The sequence below is a fragment of the Clostridium sp. genome, from assembly GCF_051654825.1.
Taxonomy (GTDB): domain Bacteria; phylum Bacillota; class Clostridia; order Clostridiales; family Clostridiaceae; genus Clostridium.
This window is the reverse complement of sequence record NZ_JBOFYU010000265.1, coordinates 29,921-46,578: the sequence shown is the minus strand read 5'-3', so window position 1 is coordinate 46,578 and position 16,658 is coordinate 29,921. Positions and strand designations below refer to the sequence as shown.

Here is a 16,658-nt window from a genome sequence, read left to right as displayed (position 1 = left end):
TTATTGTTGTTAGGTGTAGTTGGTTTCTCAGGCTCAGCCTTTGTATCATCATATACTGTAGGTAGAATATATGGATAATCAATAGCATATGGACTAGCATAAGGCTTTCTAATGAATACTCTTGTTTCTACTAAACTCTTAGGAGTTTGATCTGTAGCAAGTTTATTATTATTTTTATTAACTGTTGCAGTTACGTGAACATCACAGTATCCTGAAGGTTCAGTTCCTTCGATAAACATTTCAGTTGAAACTCTACCACCTCTTTGATCTTTAGAACATAAGTCAGTAGCTTTTTTACCAGAGTCTTTACATACAGTTACGTTAGTAATTCCTGATGGTCTTTCTGCTATTTCTCTATATTCAAGTCCTTCGTGAGCAGGAGCCATTATTTTACCCCATAAGCTTGCAGCAGCAGAACTATAACCGCTCATTGCATCATGAGTATCATAACCTATCCAAACAGATGCTGAGTAGTATGGAGTTAATCCAGAGAACCAGAAATCTGAAACAGAATCATTAGTACCAGTTTTTCCTACAGTAGGCATATTAGGTACTTTAGCTCCACCAGCATCAAAGTTAACTGGACCAGTTAGTAAATCTTGCATTATATAAGCTGTTTGTGGTGAGAAAACTTGTCTTTGAACAGATTCATCTTCTAAAAGTACCTTACCAGTTGCATCAACTACTCTTGTATAAAGCTTTGGTTCAGTATATATACCGTTATTTCCAAATGTACCATAAGCAGCTGCTAAAAGATAAGTGTTACCACCATCCATATCATTAGGATCATTTGCAAACTCTCCAAGTGCAGCAGTTGCTAACACTCTAGAAGCTTCACCATAAACTAAACCTAATTTTTCACCATAAGATATAGCTGTATTAACTCCAATATCATTAGCAACTATTATAGATGGAATATTTTTAGACCATCTAATTGCATCACGAGATGAAATATATCCATGATTAGTAGCATCCCAGTTTGCAGGAGACCATCCAGGATATTGAGCTTGAATATCTGATGGAAGACCAGCATCATTAATTGGAGTTGATGATGTATATTTCTTAGTATCTATTGCTGGTGCATATACAGTTAAAGGCTTTGTATTAGAAGCTATGGATCTTAATCCACTGTAAGCTCTATTAAGTGAGTGGGCAGGTTGTGTACCTCTTCCACCTACTAATGCTTTAACATGACCATTTCTATAATCCATAATTACTGCTGAAGCTTGAAGTTTAGGAGTACCATTTTCATCGATTTCCTCATAGCCTCCATCAACAGCTAAGTTATCTCTGTCATTTAATATTTCTTGAGTAGAATCTTGTAACCTTCTATCCATAGTCGTATAGATTTTTAATCCACCATTAACCATAAGTTTAGAAAGTTCTTCATCAGTATATTTATATTTGTTTTTTAAGTCTCTTTTTACTTGGTCAACTGCTGGATAAGCAAACCATTCATAATTTAATCTGAAATTAATTTCAGATTGTGAAAATGCAAATTCATTATTACTTACAAAAGTAGATGCACTTGCATATTCTTCATCAGTAATATAATTTAGTTCTAGCATTTTAGAAAGAACAAGTTGAGTTCTATCTAAGTACGTAGATGGATCTTCCTTATTTGCTGGATTATATGGGCTATAAGCTGTAGGAGCTTGAGTTAATCCTGCAATAAATGCAGATTCAGGTAAAGTAAGCTCTATAGCAGGCTTTTCAAAGAAATATTGAGAAGCAGCTTCAACACCATAAATCATACCTCCAAGCGGTATTGTATTTAAGTAAGCTTCTAGAATTTGATCCTTAGTAAGTTTATCTTCAAGTTGAATAGAAAGATATATTTCTTTAACCTTTCTTTCAATTGTTGTTTCATTTGTTAAAATAGTATTTTTAATTAATTGTTGAGTTAAAGTAGAAGCACCATGAAGTCCACCTTCACCCGTAACGAAATAAATTGCATCTCTATAAAGTGCACCTAGTATTCTTCTTACATCAATACCAGGGTGAGAATAAAAACGTTCGTCTTCTATAGCTACGTAAGCGTCTTTTAAATCTTGTGGCATTTGATCAAACTTTATTACATATCTTTCTTCTTCAGTAGGAAGATTATCTATATATTCTCCATTGCTATCATAAAGCATTGAAGGCTGACTTAAGTTAAGTACAGCATTTACATCAAGTGGCGGTGTATTTTTTATAATTGCAAAAAGATAACCAAGACCAACTACAAAGCATATTAATCCAGCTATTAATATTCCAAGTAGAGTATTCTTAAAGAATTTTTTATATTTAGATTTACTATTTTTCTTTTTAGTTTTTTTGCTAGTAGTACCACTATTAGTTTTAGCTTGGCTTTTTTCAGATTTAGAAGTATTTTTATTAGCCATCAGTTCCTCCCTCATTTAAATTGTAAAATTATTATATAAATTTAAAATAAAAATAAATATTATAAATTATTATAGCATATTTATATAAAGAGTAAAATAATAACTCTAAAAAGGTGATTATGAAGTACTATATTAAGCCCCAAAAAAAGTTTCCAAGGATAAAACATAAAAGGTTCATAGCTATAATTATCACCATTTTTATTTTATTTAATTCTTTTTTATTTTTAATTGATAAAAGTGTAATGCCAGCTATAATTACTATTGCTGAATCAGAAATGAAAAGAGAGGCAACCAGTATAATTCATGAAACGGCCTTAGATGTGTATTCAAAAGAATTTGACTATAAAGACATTATGGTAGTAGAAAAAGATAATAATGGAAATATATCTATGGTAAGAGCTGATACTGTTAAGTTAAATTATTTATCTTCAAAGCTTATACTTGAAAGTAATGAAAAATTATCAAAGTTAGAAGAGTTAGGTATAGGGGTACCAGTAGGGTATATGACTAAAAATTCAGTTATCCATAACCTAGGTCCAACAATTAAAATAAAAATGGAGCAAGTAGGTAATATTGAAAGCAATTATGAATCTATATTTGAAAGTGCAGGAATAAATCAAACGAGACATAAAATTTATTTAAATGTAAATCTTAAGATAAGGGTAATGATACCTTTAAATAGTACAGAAGTAGAAGTTTCAGTACAAATTCCTATTTCAGAAACTATTATAGTAGGTCAAATACCTAATACAGCTATAGATCTTAATAAAAATTAAATTTTATCTGATGGATGGCCGTTGCAACATTACCTTTTCTTTAAGCGCTAGGTAAGAACGGTTATCCCCTGCATAAGGAATTCTAACTTTCAGGAGGAGTGAAAAATTCTGTTTATAAAAGAAAAAAGGCGTAATATAATTATTACGCCTAAATACATTTAACTTTCCCAGTTAAATACATATGGAACATTTCTATAGAAACCATTGTAGTCTAATCCGTATCCTACAACAAATAAGTCTTCAATTTCAAAACAGCAGTAATCTGGTTTTAAGTCAACCTTTCTTCTAGATGGTTTATCTAAAAGAGTACATGTTTTTATTGAACTTGCACCACGCTCTTTAACGTAGTTTATAACAAACTCCATAGTATATCCTGTATCTATTATATCGTCTACAATTAATACATCCCATCCTTCTATGTTGTCAGGAATATCATTAACTACCTTAACTTCACCTGTGCTTACTTCACTATGTCCATAGCTTGAAGTAGTCATAAATCCTACTTTAGCTTTACAATCTAAAGCTCTAAAAATATCTGCTCCAAATACAAAGCTACCTCTAAGTAAAGGTAAAACATAAAGCTTTTTATCTTTGTAGTCATTAGTGATAACTTTTCCTAATTCATTTATTCTTTCTTGAATTTGTTCTTCTGTAAAAAGTATATTACGTTTTTTGTCATCCATGGTTTAATCCTCCAAACTATGTAGTTACAACTACATTGCCGTATTTACAATGTTAAATTTATAGTATAAAATTATATGAAAGTTGTCAAGAGTAAGAATAGTGAGGTGATTCTATGATACATGGAAATATAGATGGAATAAAGAAATCTTTTTTAGAGGAGCTTGAAAACCTTTATAAAGTAAAAGTATTAAAAGATGAGGTATGTAGTATAGATATAATAAATACTATTACCCGTATATCTACCATATTAGAAAGAGAAATAAGTGTAGCGGTAGATAGAAGAGGAAAGGTGGTATCAGTTGCTGTTGGTGATTCAACATCTGTTGAAGTTGCAATGATTGATATAAGAGAAAAAAGGCTATCAGGAGTTAGAGTTATTCATACTCACCCAAATGGTTTAAGTAACTTTTCAGCATTAGATTTAACAGCTTTATTAAAATTAAAACTTGATGCAATAATGGCTATTGGAATCCATAATGGTCAAATTATAGATTGTTCATTAGGTATGTTAACTATAACAAATGATATTTTAGATTATGAAGAAAAGGGAAATCTTTCAGTTGATGAAGTTCTTTCAATTCATATATTAGATAAGATAAAGCATATAGAAGGTCTAATAAAGGAAAGAGAAATAGTTGAAGATGAAGGCGAAAGAGCTATTCTTGTAGGTTCAGATACAAAGGAAAGCTTAGAAGAACTTAAGGAGCTTACTAAAGCATGTGAAATTCCAGTTTTAGATATGGTGTTCCAAAGCAGAAGTAAAATAGATCCTGCATTTTACATAGGAAAAGGAAAAGTATTAGAAATAGCTCATTTAAGACAAACAGAAAGAGCAAATTTAATTGTTTTTGATGATGAGTTATCAGGTTCTCAAGTAAGAAACTTAGAAGCAGCATTAGGAGCAAAGGTAATTGATAGAACAACTTTAATTCTAGAAATATTTGCAAGAAGAGCAAAAAGTAAAGAATCTAAAATTCAAGTAGAGCTTGCTCAGCTTAAATATAGACTTGGTAGATTACAAGGTCTTGGGACAGTACTTTCAAGAACAGGCGGAGGTATTGGAACAAGAGGTCCTGGTGAAAAGAAGCTTGAAACAGATAGAAGACATATTAGAGAAACTATTTATGATTTAAATGATGAATTAAAAAAGATAAAGAAGGTTAGAGAAACACAAAGAGAAAAAAGAAATAAGGAAAGTATACCAAAGGTATCATTAGTAGGATATACAAATGCAGGTAAATCTACCTTAAGAAATAAACTTTGTGATATAGCAGCTCAAAAGGAAATCCAAGGAAAGGAAAAAGTATTTGAAGCTGATATGTTATTTGCAACATTAGATATTACAACTAGAGCAATAGTTTTAAAAAACAAGGGAGTAGTAACTCTAACAGATACTGTAGGATTTGTTAGAAAGCTTCCTCATGATTTAGTTGAGGCATTTAAGTCAACTTTAGAAGAAGTAATATATGCTGATCTTTTATGTCATATTGTTGATACATCTTCTGAGTATGCCTTAGAGCAAATAAGAGCAGTTGAAGATGTTTTATCAGAACTAGGTGCAAAGGATAAGGATACAATTCTAGTTTTAAATAAAATAGATAAATGTTCAGAAGAACAAAAAGAACTAATATATGATGCTTGTAGTGAATATGAAACTATTGAAATTTCTGCTAAGGAAGAAATTAATTTAGACCAGCTTCTTTTACTTATAGAAGAAAGACTTCCTTACAAAATGAAAAAATGTGAATACTTAATTCCTTATGATAGAAGTGATATAAATTCATATCTTCATAGAAATGGGAGAGTTTTAGAAGAAGAATACAAGGATAATGGAACATTTATGATTGTTGAAGTTGATGAAGAGTCATACAATAAATCTAAGGATTTTGTAATTGATATAATAATGCAGTAATTGAATTTGTAACATGAAATGGAATATGAGGTAAAGTAAATTAATATACTTATAACAAACATGTTATGGAGATGATTAATTGAGCAAAAAAAGAAGAGATGAAGGCAAAAGTAAAAAAGAAAGCAAAGGCCATTCAATTTTATATAGCGATTTAGATTCTTGCACTACAGATGTAGTAGGATATACTTGCGAAGATGTGTATCCTAAAGACAAATGTACAGGTGTATTGTGTGATGAAATTAATTATAACTGTAATTATGAAGGTTTTACGAATGTTACTTGTGTTAATACGGGAGAGGTCACTTGTACCAATACAGGAGAGGTTACTTGTGTTGGTACAGGAGAACGGTTAGAAGCTATCACTAGTGAAAGCGGACCAATTATTTTTGATGAAGCTGTTGCACTTGATCAGCTTATACAAGCGCAGGTTTTAAATAAACTTATAAATGATAATAATATATCTGATAATCAAAAACTAGTACTTCAACAAATTTTAAATAAAACAACTGGTAAGTATGAAACAGAAATTAAAGGGAAATTTGATGATAAGGTTTATAAAAGTGATAAAGAAAAATATGAAAAACTAAAATTATCTAAGTCAAATGTTTATACTGGCGAGCCAGGAATAGATGGGGTTTTTAAAGGTCATACAGGTACATATCCTATAGACGTTACGGGAGCAACAGGAATCTGTCCTCTAGGTTATACGGGGCCATGTCCTATTAGCCATATAGGCCCTTGTCCCACGGGCTGTACAGGATGTTTTAATGTTCCACAAAACTGTCAAGGCACAGGTGGAAATAGGTTAAATCAATCATTTACAAAGGTTACAGCATTAGCATCTGTACTTGATAATGCACAAACAAATATTAGTTCACTTTTAGTTGCAGGAGAAGATGAAAAGTTTTTCTATGATAGAAAAGTAAGACCAATAATAGACGTATTGTTCTTTCTAACACAAGCAGCGCAAGGTGCAGCTATTACAGCACAAAATATGCAAGCAAATGCATATGCTAAGAAAAAGCAAATTAGATTACCTATAGATTTAGCTTATGAAATAATAAAAGAATCTTATTGTGTATTTGAAACTTTTAAGAGAAGAAATGCAATTTATAGAAGAATTATTGAAATGGATATAAAAAATTCAGGCTGTTTAGATGAAAATTACTATAAATCCAGCTTTTGTGACTTAGACAAAGAGTATTATGATGAATTATATCATTGTTATAACAAAGTTTACTACGATGGGGATTAGACTTCATCGTAGTTTTTTTATATAATGATAATAATTATACATTTAAGGGGGGCAAGAACGTTAATGAAAAAGGCGATAATAGATTATCAAAAAGCATTTAAGGAAATAACAGATGGGCTAAAGGAAAATAATAATATAATTTCTATTTTTGTTTTTGGAAGCATGGTTACAGGTGACTTATGGGAAGGTTCAGATATTGATTTATTTGTTATTTGTAAAGATGAGTTCAATAAAGTAAGAGATGTATATTCTGACATATTAGATATACCTGTACATACTAAGTTTTTAAGTAAAAATTCTTTTATGGATCTTTATAATTCAATTGGAAAAGAAGGTACAATAAAAAACACTATTTTATCTTCGAAGATGATTTATTGTGTAGATAAAGATATAGAGCTTATTTACAGTAATGTAAAGTATTCTATATTAAAGGATAAGGAAAAATGGAATTTAGTCTATTTAGGTCAACTATATAAAGACATAAGAATTTGCAAAAAATATTTACATAGTGGTGGAACATATACATCATATGAAGTCTTAATAAGAGCATTAGATAGTTTTTCTAAGTTATACTTAAATATGAATGGATATACTGTAAGTAAGGATTCTTTAAGTATGGCATGTAATTTTAATGATTCGTTAGATTTTAAAGTAAATAATTTATTATCAAACAAGGTTACAGTGGAAACTATTAAAAATACTATAAGTTATATAGAAGAATTTTTAGAGTATAACTTAATTGATGCAGTAGATCCATTAATAAAATATTTAAAGGAAAAAAATGAAGCTTTAAGCTCCTTCGAAATAAGAAAAAGTGATGAATTTAAAGCTTTTAATATAAAATTACAAGATATATTAAAGGTGTTATATAAAAAAGGTATTATATTGAAAGATTCAAGATCCTTTAATGATTCCTATGGAAATATGATTACATATGAAAATGTTTATTTATATAAATCATAATCATTAATTTAGGAGTAATAGTAAATATGAAATTCTATATTGAATTTAAAGAAGAAAAGCCAAAGTATATTCAAATAGCTAATCATATTAAAAAGCTAATTGATAGTAATAGCATTAATGATGGAGCAAAGCTTCCAACTATAAGATTTTTAGCAGAATCATTAAATGTAAATAAGATTACAGTAGTGAATGCATATAAAAAGCTTAGAAATGAAGGATATGCCTATCAAAAGATGGGTTCAGGTACATATGCAAAGAAAAAAGATATTTTACCTTTGTTTAATAAGGAATATTCAAGATATTTTAAGAAGTTAACATCGGAAGAAATAGACAAAATAATTGATTTTTCAGGACAAACTAATAGTGAAATGTATTTTCCTATTAACGAGTTTAAGGAAGTAATAAATGAAGTTTTAGATAGGGATGGTGCTAATTCATTAATTATGAAGGAGCCCTTAGGGTATGAAGAATTAAGGAAAACTATAAATAAGTTTTTTTGGGAAGAAAAATTAAATTTAGAAAATATTCTTATTGTATCCGGTGCACAACAGGGGATAGATATAGCATCAAAAGCTATAATGAATATCAATGATAATGTTATAGTAGAAAAGCCTACATATGGTGGGGCATTATCTGTATTTAAATGGAGAAGAGCAAATATTTTTGAAGCTTCCATGGAGGAAGATGGAATAAATATTGATGAATTTGAAGAAATCCTAAAGAAAAATAAAATTAAGTGCTTTTATACTATGAGCTATTTTCATAATCCTACAGGAATAAGCTATAGCGATGAAAAAAAAGAAAAGCTTCTTTTTTTAGCAGAAAAATATGATTTTTATATTATAGAAGATGATTATCTATCAGAGCTTATTTATGATGAAAATATAAAGCATAAACCATTTAAAAGTCTAGATAAAAATGATAGAGTAATATATATAAAAAGTTTTTCGAAAATATTTTTGCCAGGAATAAGGTTAGGTTACATTATTACACCTAATGAATTTAGAGATAACATGCAAAGCTCTAAGATAAATACAGATATAGCAACATCAAGCCTTATGCAAAGAGCATTAGATTTATATATAAATAAAGGATTTTGGAAGGGACATATAGATTTTCAAAGAAGCGAATATAGAAAAAGATATGAGTTTATGAAAAAATTAATTCAAGATGAATTAATAGATTATGTAAACTTTATAGATCCAAAAGGTGGATTAAACTTTTATTTAGAAATAAAAAATAAAAATATAACATCACTTGAATTATTTTATAACCTTAAAGAAAAGGGAGTATATATAACTCCTTGTATTATATTTTTTAGATATCCACAGGATGGAAGTTATTTCTTTAAGATAGGGTTTTCACAAGTAAGTAAAGAAAAGATAATACAAGGAATAGAGAAAATAAGAGGGGAGCTTAAATAATATGACATATATAACTATAAGAAACTTTGGAGAAGATAGTTTTATAGAAAAAAAATCAGAGTTTATTGGTTATGCTAGAAGATGTGAAACAGAAGAAGAGGCAAAAGTATTTGTATCTGAAATAAAAAATATGCATAAGCAAGCAACACATAATTGTTGGGCATATGTAGTTGGTAAAAATATGGGTATTCAAAGGTATAGCGATGATGGAGAGCCACAAGGAACAGCAGGTATTCCAATATTAGAAGTTATGAAAAAAAGCAATGTTACAGATTGTGCAATTGTAGTAACTAGATATTTTGGTGGAATAATGCTTGGTGCTGGAGGATTAACTAGAGCATATACAAAGGGAGCATCTATAGCCCTTAAAGCCGGAGGGGTTGTAGAAAAGGTTGAAGGAAGTAAGGTTTCACTTTATATGGATTATGATATGCTTGGAAAGGTACAATATGTTTGTGCACAAAACAATTGGCATATAGAAGATACAGAGTATTCTGATAAGGTAGTGATTAATATTCTTTCAGAAAATACTAAGATAGAATATATAAAAAGCGAAATGATAGAATCATCTAGTGGTAAGATTGAAGTTAAGCTTTCAGAAGAAGGAATATATTTTAAAGAAGAAGATAGATTATATAAAATAATAAAATAAATTGTCAAAAACTCTATAAAGTTAATAGATTATTATATAAGGAATTATAAAGGGCGTGTATCAATGGGCGTAATTGTATTTATGGTTTTTTTAATAATATTTCTATTATTTATAGAGTTTTTTACGTTATTATTTGTAAATACTGGTTTGCCATATGACAAGGCTCGATTCCAAGTAATATCAATGCTTACAAGCGTTGGCTATACAACAAAGGAGTCAGAGCATATTTCAAGTCATAAAAGAAGAAGAAAAATTGCTAGTTGGGTAATGATACTTGGATATGTAGGTAATGTGACCTTTGTTTCTTTTTTAATAGGATTAATTGCAAGTAAAAAGGTTCCAGAAGTAATTATTTTAGTATTAGGAATAGGAGCAATAGTAATATTTTGTATAAAAAGTAGAAATGTAATGCAGCTTATAGATAAATGTCTGTCTTTTATAATAAAAAGAAAGATATTTGGTGGAGTATATGTAAAATATAAAATGTTATTAGAGGGAAAAGAATATTCTATTTATACTATAACCTTATCACATAATAATTTTTTAGTTGGAAAAAGCCTCTTAGAAAGCAGGCTAATGAGAGATCATGAAATTCAAGTGTTAATGGTGGAAAGAAATGGACATCAAATTAATTGTCCTAAGCCAACTTATATTTTTGAAGAAGATGATGAAATAACTATTTATGGTAAACTAAAGAATATTGAAGAGCTTTTCTTAAAGTAAGTGGGTAGTTTGATATTTGTCATATAAGGATAATTATGTTATAATTCTCTCTATAAAATATAAATTTTAAATTAACAGTTGGGAGGAATTAACATGTCAGGACATTCAAAATGGCATAATATCCAAAATAAAAAGGGTAAGGCAGATGCTAAAAGAGGTAAGGTATTTACGAAATTAGGGAAAGAAATAGTTTTAGCTGTAAAAAACGGAGGGCCTGTACCTGACACTAACCCAAAATTAAGAGATGCAATAGCAAAAGCAAAGGCAGCAAACATGCCTAATGATACTGTTTTAAGATCAATAAAGAAGGCTTCAGGGGAGCTTGCATCAGTAAATTATGAAGAAATCGTGTATGAAGGCTATGGTCCATCAGGAGTAGCTGTTATAGTAGAAACTTTAACTGACAATAAAAATAGATCAGCAGGTAATGTTAGAAGTGCTTTCACTAAAGGTGGAGGAAACATGGGAGCTTCAGGTTGTGTAGGATTTATGTTCCAAGAAAAGGGCGAAATCGTTATTGAAAGAGAAGATAAAGATGAAGATGAAATAATGATGTTAGCATTAGATGCAGGAGCAGAGGATTTTGCTGCAGAAGAGGAAGTGTTTATAATCACTACAGCTCCAGAAGATTTTGGAACTGTTAGAGAAGCTTTAGAAGCTGAAGGGCTTGAATTCTTAGAAGCAGAAGTAAAAATGATACCAGATACTTATACGGAAATTAGCGAAGATGACGCTAAGAAATTCCAAAAGATGTTAAACTTACTTGAAGACGACGAGGACGTGCAAGAAGTTTACCACAATGCTGAATTCCCAGAAGGATGGGATGAATAATCCTGTTAAATGCAGTGATATTCAGTGTTAGCAGTATTTTTACAATATGTTTTACAGAAGGTAAAAGTAATATGAAGTAGGGAAAAAGCCTCTTCATTATGATAAATGTTAACAAAAAGCATAGTTTTGACTATGGTGTTCATTTAGAAGCTACTTTTCAAAGCAGATTAGCAGATAATTTGTTATGAATAGTGCTTCTTTTTTATTGCTTAAAAATATATAATTTAATATGGAGGTGTATTAAGTATGAGTAGAAAATCAACAGTTACAAAGGTGTGCCAACATTGTAAAGTTTCAAAAAGTTTATCAGATTTCCATAGAAATAAAACAAAACCTGATGGACATAATGGAATATGTAAAGTTTGTCAGGCTGAAGTAAACAAAAAGAATAAGCAATAATTTAATTAGTCACTATTCATGATTTTAGTTTATTATGAAAGGTGGCTTTTTTATTTATGTTAGTAGATGATATTGTAAAAGAATTTATTTTTGAGTTACAGGTGCAGAATTATACACCTAGAACAATAAAGGGGTATAAGAACAATATTTTAAAGTTCATGGAATACTGTAAACAAGAATTTGAAGTTTTTGAATTAGAGGAAATAAATCATATTCACATTAAAAAGTATTTTCAGTATTTATTAAGTAAAGGAAGAAGTTCTGTTTATGTAAATAATATATTAAAGAACATAAGGGCATTTTTTAAGTATTGCTATAAGGAAGAATATATAAACAGAAATATAGCTTTAAAGGTTGAATGGCAAAGGGAAAAAAGAACAGTAATTAAGACCTTTAATGATGATGAAGTACAGGGGATGCTAGGGGTGTACACCTATAAGAATTATCTTGAAACAAGGAATAAATGTATAATGGCAGTTTTATTTGATACAGGTATTAGAAACCTTGAACTTTGTACACTAGGTATATTAGATATAAAGGATACTGTTATTTATATTAAAGGTAAAGGAAGAAAAGAAAGAGTTGTTCCAATAAGTCCAATGCTTAAAAAGATAATGATAAAGTATCAGAGGGCAAGAGAAGAATATATTAAAGATAGTATTATAAAAGATGATGCTTACTTCTTATCATATAGAGGAAAAAGAATGACAGGTGAAGCAGTTGAAAGAATAGTAAAACTTTGTGGTAAAGAAGCTAAAATAAGAAATGAAATAAGATGCTCTCCACATACTTGTAGACATTATTTTGCACAAGCACAGTTAAGAAATGGATTAGATGTTTATTCATTGAGTAGATTATTAGGGCATGAAGATATAAGTATAACAAAAAGATACTTACAAGGATTAGAAGATAAAAATATTATTGAATTAAGTGTTAAAACAAGTCCATTAATGAATTTAAGAATTAAATAAAATGTTAGCTAGGCAATGAATTAAGTTTCATTGTCTTTTTTTATGTCACAAATGTGTAGGAGTAAGCAACTTAGCTTTATGTAAAAGGTAGTCACAGTTATTTAAGGACTTTGAACCTAAATGTATGTAGGAGGTGAAAGATATGAAGATAGTTTATGTAATTGATATAGAAAATGAAATAATATTAGATATTTATTTTATTGATGAAGTAACAGGAAAGAAAGTTGATTATTCAATAGAAGAATTTAGAAAAAGTATAAAACAGTAAATAGAGTGGAGGATTTGTAAATGAAAAAGGTGTTGTATTTAGAACAGGGTGAAAAATATAGTGATAAACAAGAAAGGTATTTTATGGTTCCTAACTGGTTACTTGATGAAGGGGAATATATTGAATTAGATATTTATGAAAGAATGGCATTAATATATATTATTAGGTTAGTTAATAAAAAGGATAATAGCCAAAGAAAAGGTGATTTGTTTTTCTTATTATCAGAGCAGTTAGCAAGGATAGGTAAATTTTCAGACTCAAAAGCAAAGCAAGTATTAAAAAAGCTACAGGAACATGGATATATTAAAAAAATAAGAACAGGAAATAATTTAATTGGAAAAGCTAATACATATAAAGTGATGAACTTACAACCAAGATATGTAGAAGGAAAAGAAGTAGATTTAAGTGAAGCAGAACATAAATTATCAGAAGAAGATTTTAATGAATTATTATTTAGGTGCAAAGGTGTTGCTTATTTTTATGCTGATGAAGAAAAATATTCACATAGAAAAGCACTACCATTATTAATAGAAAAGGAAAGTGGAGAAATAGGATGTTTTAGTAATAATTAAATATTTTAAACAAGGGTATATAAGGGGGATAGGGGTATGGAAAGTTAAGCAATAAGAATTATATTAGTATATAAATAGCTACTATATGCACTCTATAAAGAACATATTATAAAGAACAAAACAGAAGAAATGATTTAGAAGATTAATTACTTTAATTTCATTAAAGATAACATAGAATATTTTAAAGTAAAACAAAATGCAACAAAACAAATATTATATTATTACAATAATTAAGATTATATCAGTGTTTGATATGTTTTATTAAATTAATATGTTGCATTATATATTAGAAAAAAATACAATATAAATAGAATTAAATGTATAAAAAGGAGGATATATGAAGTTATATCATATGGCTAAAAAAGGATTATTAAGGGAAGGGCAAATAATTGAATCAAAAATTATTAATGATATAAGGTGTATGGATAATTATACTACTTCTTTGTTGCAAGAATATTTTAATAAGTATTTTTCTAGGGGGGTATGTGTTCATGGTGAACATTATTTTGCTACAGGTGGTGCATTTACATATATTCATCCAGTAACAGAATTACTATTAGAAAAAGGTAGACAAGCAATAGATAAGAATTTACCTTCAAGGGCAAATGCTATTTTTGCAATTGATAATTTAGATAAATTTAATCAATTATGTTCTTTAATGAATATTAATATAAGTGATTATGATATTTGGGAAGTTGAAGCAGAAAACATCTTTAAGGCTGATATGTTTTTAGTAGATACAATTCAGAAATTGGTAATAGAGAATCAATCTATGCTTATTGCATCAATGTTAACTGATTATTATTGGCAAGGAAAGGCATTAAAAGAATTTGTAAAAAATGATGAAAGTTTTTGGGAATATATTTTAGAACCACCTGTTAAAATTATTCAAAAGATAGAATAAATAAATTTTAGATAGTAGGAGGAATCATATGGTTTATATGGGGAAAAATATTGAGTTAGGATATGCTCATAAAGTAATTAATCAAGATAGGTTTATTTATCCAATACTTGGATTAAAACTAGATAAAAATAGTATTTTAAAAGTAGGGCATGTTGACTTTGTTGATAGTAATTATTTGTTCAATAATATAATTGATAAGGAATTACAAAGTGAGTTTTTATTTATAAATGAATTTAATAAAGTGACAACATTTGCTATTATTGATTTGAGGAAGTATAGTAATTATAAAAATATATGCAAGGATGGCAATAATTCATTAGCATTACAAATTTTAAAACAAACAATAGGGGCATTATATTTAGCAATATATAATAAACAAAAAAGCCCAGATTGTGAAAGAAAAATAGTTATAAGTAATAAGGCAATACTTGAGGTTGAAGAAGGTTTAAACTCTTATATGGCTATATATAATGGTAAATATATGATATGTCCTAATTTTGTAAGTAAGGAATTAGTAGCAAAAGATATGGATTATGATATGGAAAGTATAAAAAATGTATTAGAAATATTAAAAAAGGATTTTAAATATAAAACTGATTATGAAAAAAAGATTTGTAAGACATTAGAGATTATTTATTCAATATACAGTGAGGGGTATTCTTCAGAAAGGGTTATTAAATGGGCAATAGCTTTAAACTATGTTTTTAGAGAAAATGATGAACATGAATTTGACAGTACATATATTGGGAGAAAGTTAAGGATAATTTTCAATGTAATAGATAAAAAAGAAATATATCAAAACTTACCAAAGTATATATTTAAGCAACCTAAAAAAACTAGGAAAATAAGTGATATTGTTATTAGTGTTTATAAAAGTGTAAGAAATGATCTGATGCATGGAAAAATAGATTTTTACACAGAATATGGAATTTGCAATGTAGAAGAATTACTTATCCTTAAAGTTACAGTACATGAATTATTAAAATTTATGACTAAGGATGAATATATAAAGAAGTTCAAAAATATTAAGGAATTTAGTGAATTTATTGAAGCTAAGGAATCTGAAAACATAAGAATTAGAAAACAAAGTAAATAAATATTGTATCAAAATAATATTTACATAATATAGTTAATATTATATAATGATTATGTTATTACTGATGTTTTCAGTTAAGGTAACTGTTAATATGCTTTGAAATTAAAAGTAGGTGTAAACCTAGTGAAATATAGATTAAGACTTTAAAGAACTATGATGTTCAAGAAGTTTACCACAATGCTGAATTCCCAGAAGGATGGGATGAATAATACTAAATTTAGTATTAGAGCATTTTAAAATTACTTAAGAAAATTTACAATCTACTTTTTATAGAAAAATCTATAAAAAGTAGATTTTTTATTTTATATCAAAAAATTTCTTTTGAAGATTGAAGGGGGAACTATTTTAATCAAAGATGGAGATTATATTTTATTACTTCAGCCTACTTCACCTTTAAGGAGTGAAATAGATATTACTGAAAGTGTAGAAATACTTATAAATAAAAAAGGGAATTCTGTAGTAAGCATATGTGAGTTAGATCATCAAACAAATTTAAATATAACATTAAATGATAATGAAAGACTAGATTATGTTTTTAATGACTCAATAAATCAGACAAGACAAAATTTTAAAAAAATCTATAGGATTAATGGTGCTATTTATATTTCTAACTGTAATTATTTTAGACAAAATAAGAGTTTTTACAAGGAAAAAAGTTATCCGTATATAATGAATAAAAGAGATTCAATTGATATAGATGACGAATATGATTTTAAATATGCAGAATATATCATAAAAAGCAAAAAAAAGCCTAGGATTATTTAAGATAAAATACATTAATTCCAATAAGAGCAGAGGTTAAAGAGAAATATTTACTTAACTTAATTGTAAAAATATGGTACAA

General features: G+C 28.3%; 17 protein-coding genes. 15 read left to right on the top strand and 2 right to left on the bottom strand.

The features are described 5' to 3' along the window. The coding region (locus tag ACRDBA_RS16410) for a transglycosylase domain-containing protein (protein WP_438574008.1) at positions 1 to 2,384 on the bottom strand (2,384 nt) is incomplete at its 3' end. Positions 2,385 to 2,503: 119 nt separating this feature from the next. On the opposite strand from ACRDBA_RS16410, the gene yunB reads away from it, so the two are divergent. Beyond that, positions 2,504 to 3,160 (top strand): sporulation protein YunB, encoded by a 657-nt coding sequence (gene yunB, locus ACRDBA_RS16405; RefSeq protein ID WP_438574007.1) that lies wholly within the window; start codon positions 2,504 to 2,506, stop codon positions 3,158 to 3,160. Between the two features lie 158 nt (positions 3,161 to 3,318). Here yunB and hpt read toward each other — a convergent pair whose 3' ends face one another. Beyond that, complete coding sequence (hpt, locus tag ACRDBA_RS16400; protein ID WP_438574006.1) at positions 3,319 to 3,843, bottom strand: hypoxanthine phosphoribosyltransferase; 525 nt, start codon at positions 3,841 to 3,843, stop codon at positions 3,319 to 3,321. A gap of 113 nt (positions 3,844 to 3,956) precedes the next feature. On the opposite strand from hpt, the gene hflX reads away from it, so the two are divergent. The 14 genes from hflX (at position 3,957) to ACRDBA_RS16330 (ending at position 16,579) form a co-directional block, all read left to right on the top strand. Then, the gene (gene hflX, locus ACRDBA_RS16395) at positions 3,957 to 5,756 is read left to right on the top strand and encodes a GTPase HflX (RefSeq protein ID WP_438574005.1); all 1,800 of its coding nucleotides are present in this window, start codon (positions 3,957 to 3,959) and stop codon (positions 5,754 to 5,756) included. A 79-nt stretch (positions 5,757 to 5,835) separates the two neighbouring features. After that, entirely contained in the window at positions 5,836 to 7,011 is a 1,176-nt protein-coding gene (locus tag ACRDBA_RS16390; RefSeq protein WP_438574004.1) for a hypothetical protein, read from the top strand. A 63-nt stretch (positions 7,012 to 7,074) separates the two neighbouring features. Beyond that, a complete protein-coding gene (locus ACRDBA_RS16385; protein WP_438574003.1) occupies positions 7,075 to 7,974 on the top strand; it encodes a nucleotidyltransferase domain-containing protein in 900 nt (299 codons plus the stop codon). Between the two features lie 26 nt (positions 7,975 to 8,000). Beyond that, on the top strand, positions 8,001 to 9,398 hold the full coding sequence (locus tag ACRDBA_RS16380) for a PLP-dependent aminotransferase family protein (protein ID WP_438574002.1): 1,398 nt from the start codon (positions 8,001 to 8,003) through the stop codon (positions 9,396 to 9,398). A gap of 1 nt (position 9,399) precedes the next feature. Beyond that, positions 9,400 to 10,050 (top strand): YigZ family protein, encoded by a 651-nt coding sequence (locus tag ACRDBA_RS16375; protein ID WP_438574001.1) that lies wholly within the window; start codon positions 9,400 to 9,402, stop codon positions 10,048 to 10,050. Positions 10,051 to 10,113: 63 nt separating this feature from the next. After that, positions 10,114 to 10,773, top strand: a complete 660-nt coding sequence (locus ACRDBA_RS16370) for a cation:proton antiporter regulatory subunit (RefSeq protein WP_438574000.1) — start codon at positions 10,114 to 10,116, stop codon at positions 10,771 to 10,773. 93 nt (positions 10,774 to 10,866) lie between these two features. Continuing rightward, the gene (locus ACRDBA_RS16365; RefSeq protein WP_438573999.1) at positions 10,867 to 11,604 is read left to right on the top strand and encodes a YebC/PmpR family DNA-binding transcriptional regulator; all 738 of its coding nucleotides are present in this window, start codon (positions 10,867 to 10,869) and stop codon (positions 11,602 to 11,604) included. 246 nt (positions 11,605 to 11,850) lie between these two features. Further along, the gene (locus ACRDBA_RS16360; protein ID WP_438573998.1) at positions 11,851 to 12,003 is read left to right on the top strand and encodes a hypothetical protein; all 153 of its coding nucleotides are present in this window, start codon (positions 11,851 to 11,853) and stop codon (positions 12,001 to 12,003) included. Positions 12,004 to 12,059: 56 nt separating this feature from the next. Continuing rightward, a complete protein-coding gene (locus ACRDBA_RS16355) occupies positions 12,060 to 12,974 on the top strand; it encodes a tyrosine-type recombinase/integrase (protein WP_438573997.1) in 915 nt (304 codons plus the stop codon). Between the two features lie 142 nt (positions 12,975 to 13,116). Next, complete coding sequence (locus ACRDBA_RS16350) at positions 13,117 to 13,242, top strand: hypothetical protein (protein ID WP_438573996.1); 126 nt, start codon at positions 13,117 to 13,119, stop codon at positions 13,240 to 13,242. Between the two features lie 20 nt (positions 13,243 to 13,262). Then, positions 13,263 to 13,814, top strand: a complete 552-nt coding sequence (locus tag ACRDBA_RS16345) for a hypothetical protein (protein WP_438573995.1) — start codon at positions 13,263 to 13,265, stop codon at positions 13,812 to 13,814. Between the two features lie 337 nt (positions 13,815 to 14,151). Then, positions 14,152 to 14,718, top strand: coding sequence for a hypothetical protein (locus tag ACRDBA_RS16340; protein ID WP_438573994.1), 567 nt, complete (start codon positions 14,152 to 14,154; stop codon positions 14,716 to 14,718). A 28-nt stretch (positions 14,719 to 14,746) separates the two neighbouring features. Then, entirely contained in the window at positions 14,747 to 15,814 is a 1,068-nt protein-coding gene (locus ACRDBA_RS16335; RefSeq protein WP_438573993.1) for a hypothetical protein, read from the top strand. 321 nt (positions 15,815 to 16,135) lie between these two features. Next, positions 16,136 to 16,579 carry an acylneuraminate cytidylyltransferase family protein gene (locus tag ACRDBA_RS16330; protein WP_438573992.1) on the top strand — a complete coding sequence of 148 codons (444 nt, stop codon included), beginning with the start codon at positions 16,136 to 16,138 and terminating at the stop codon, positions 16,577 to 16,579. The last annotated feature ends 79 nt before the right edge of the window (positions 16,580 to 16,658 follow it).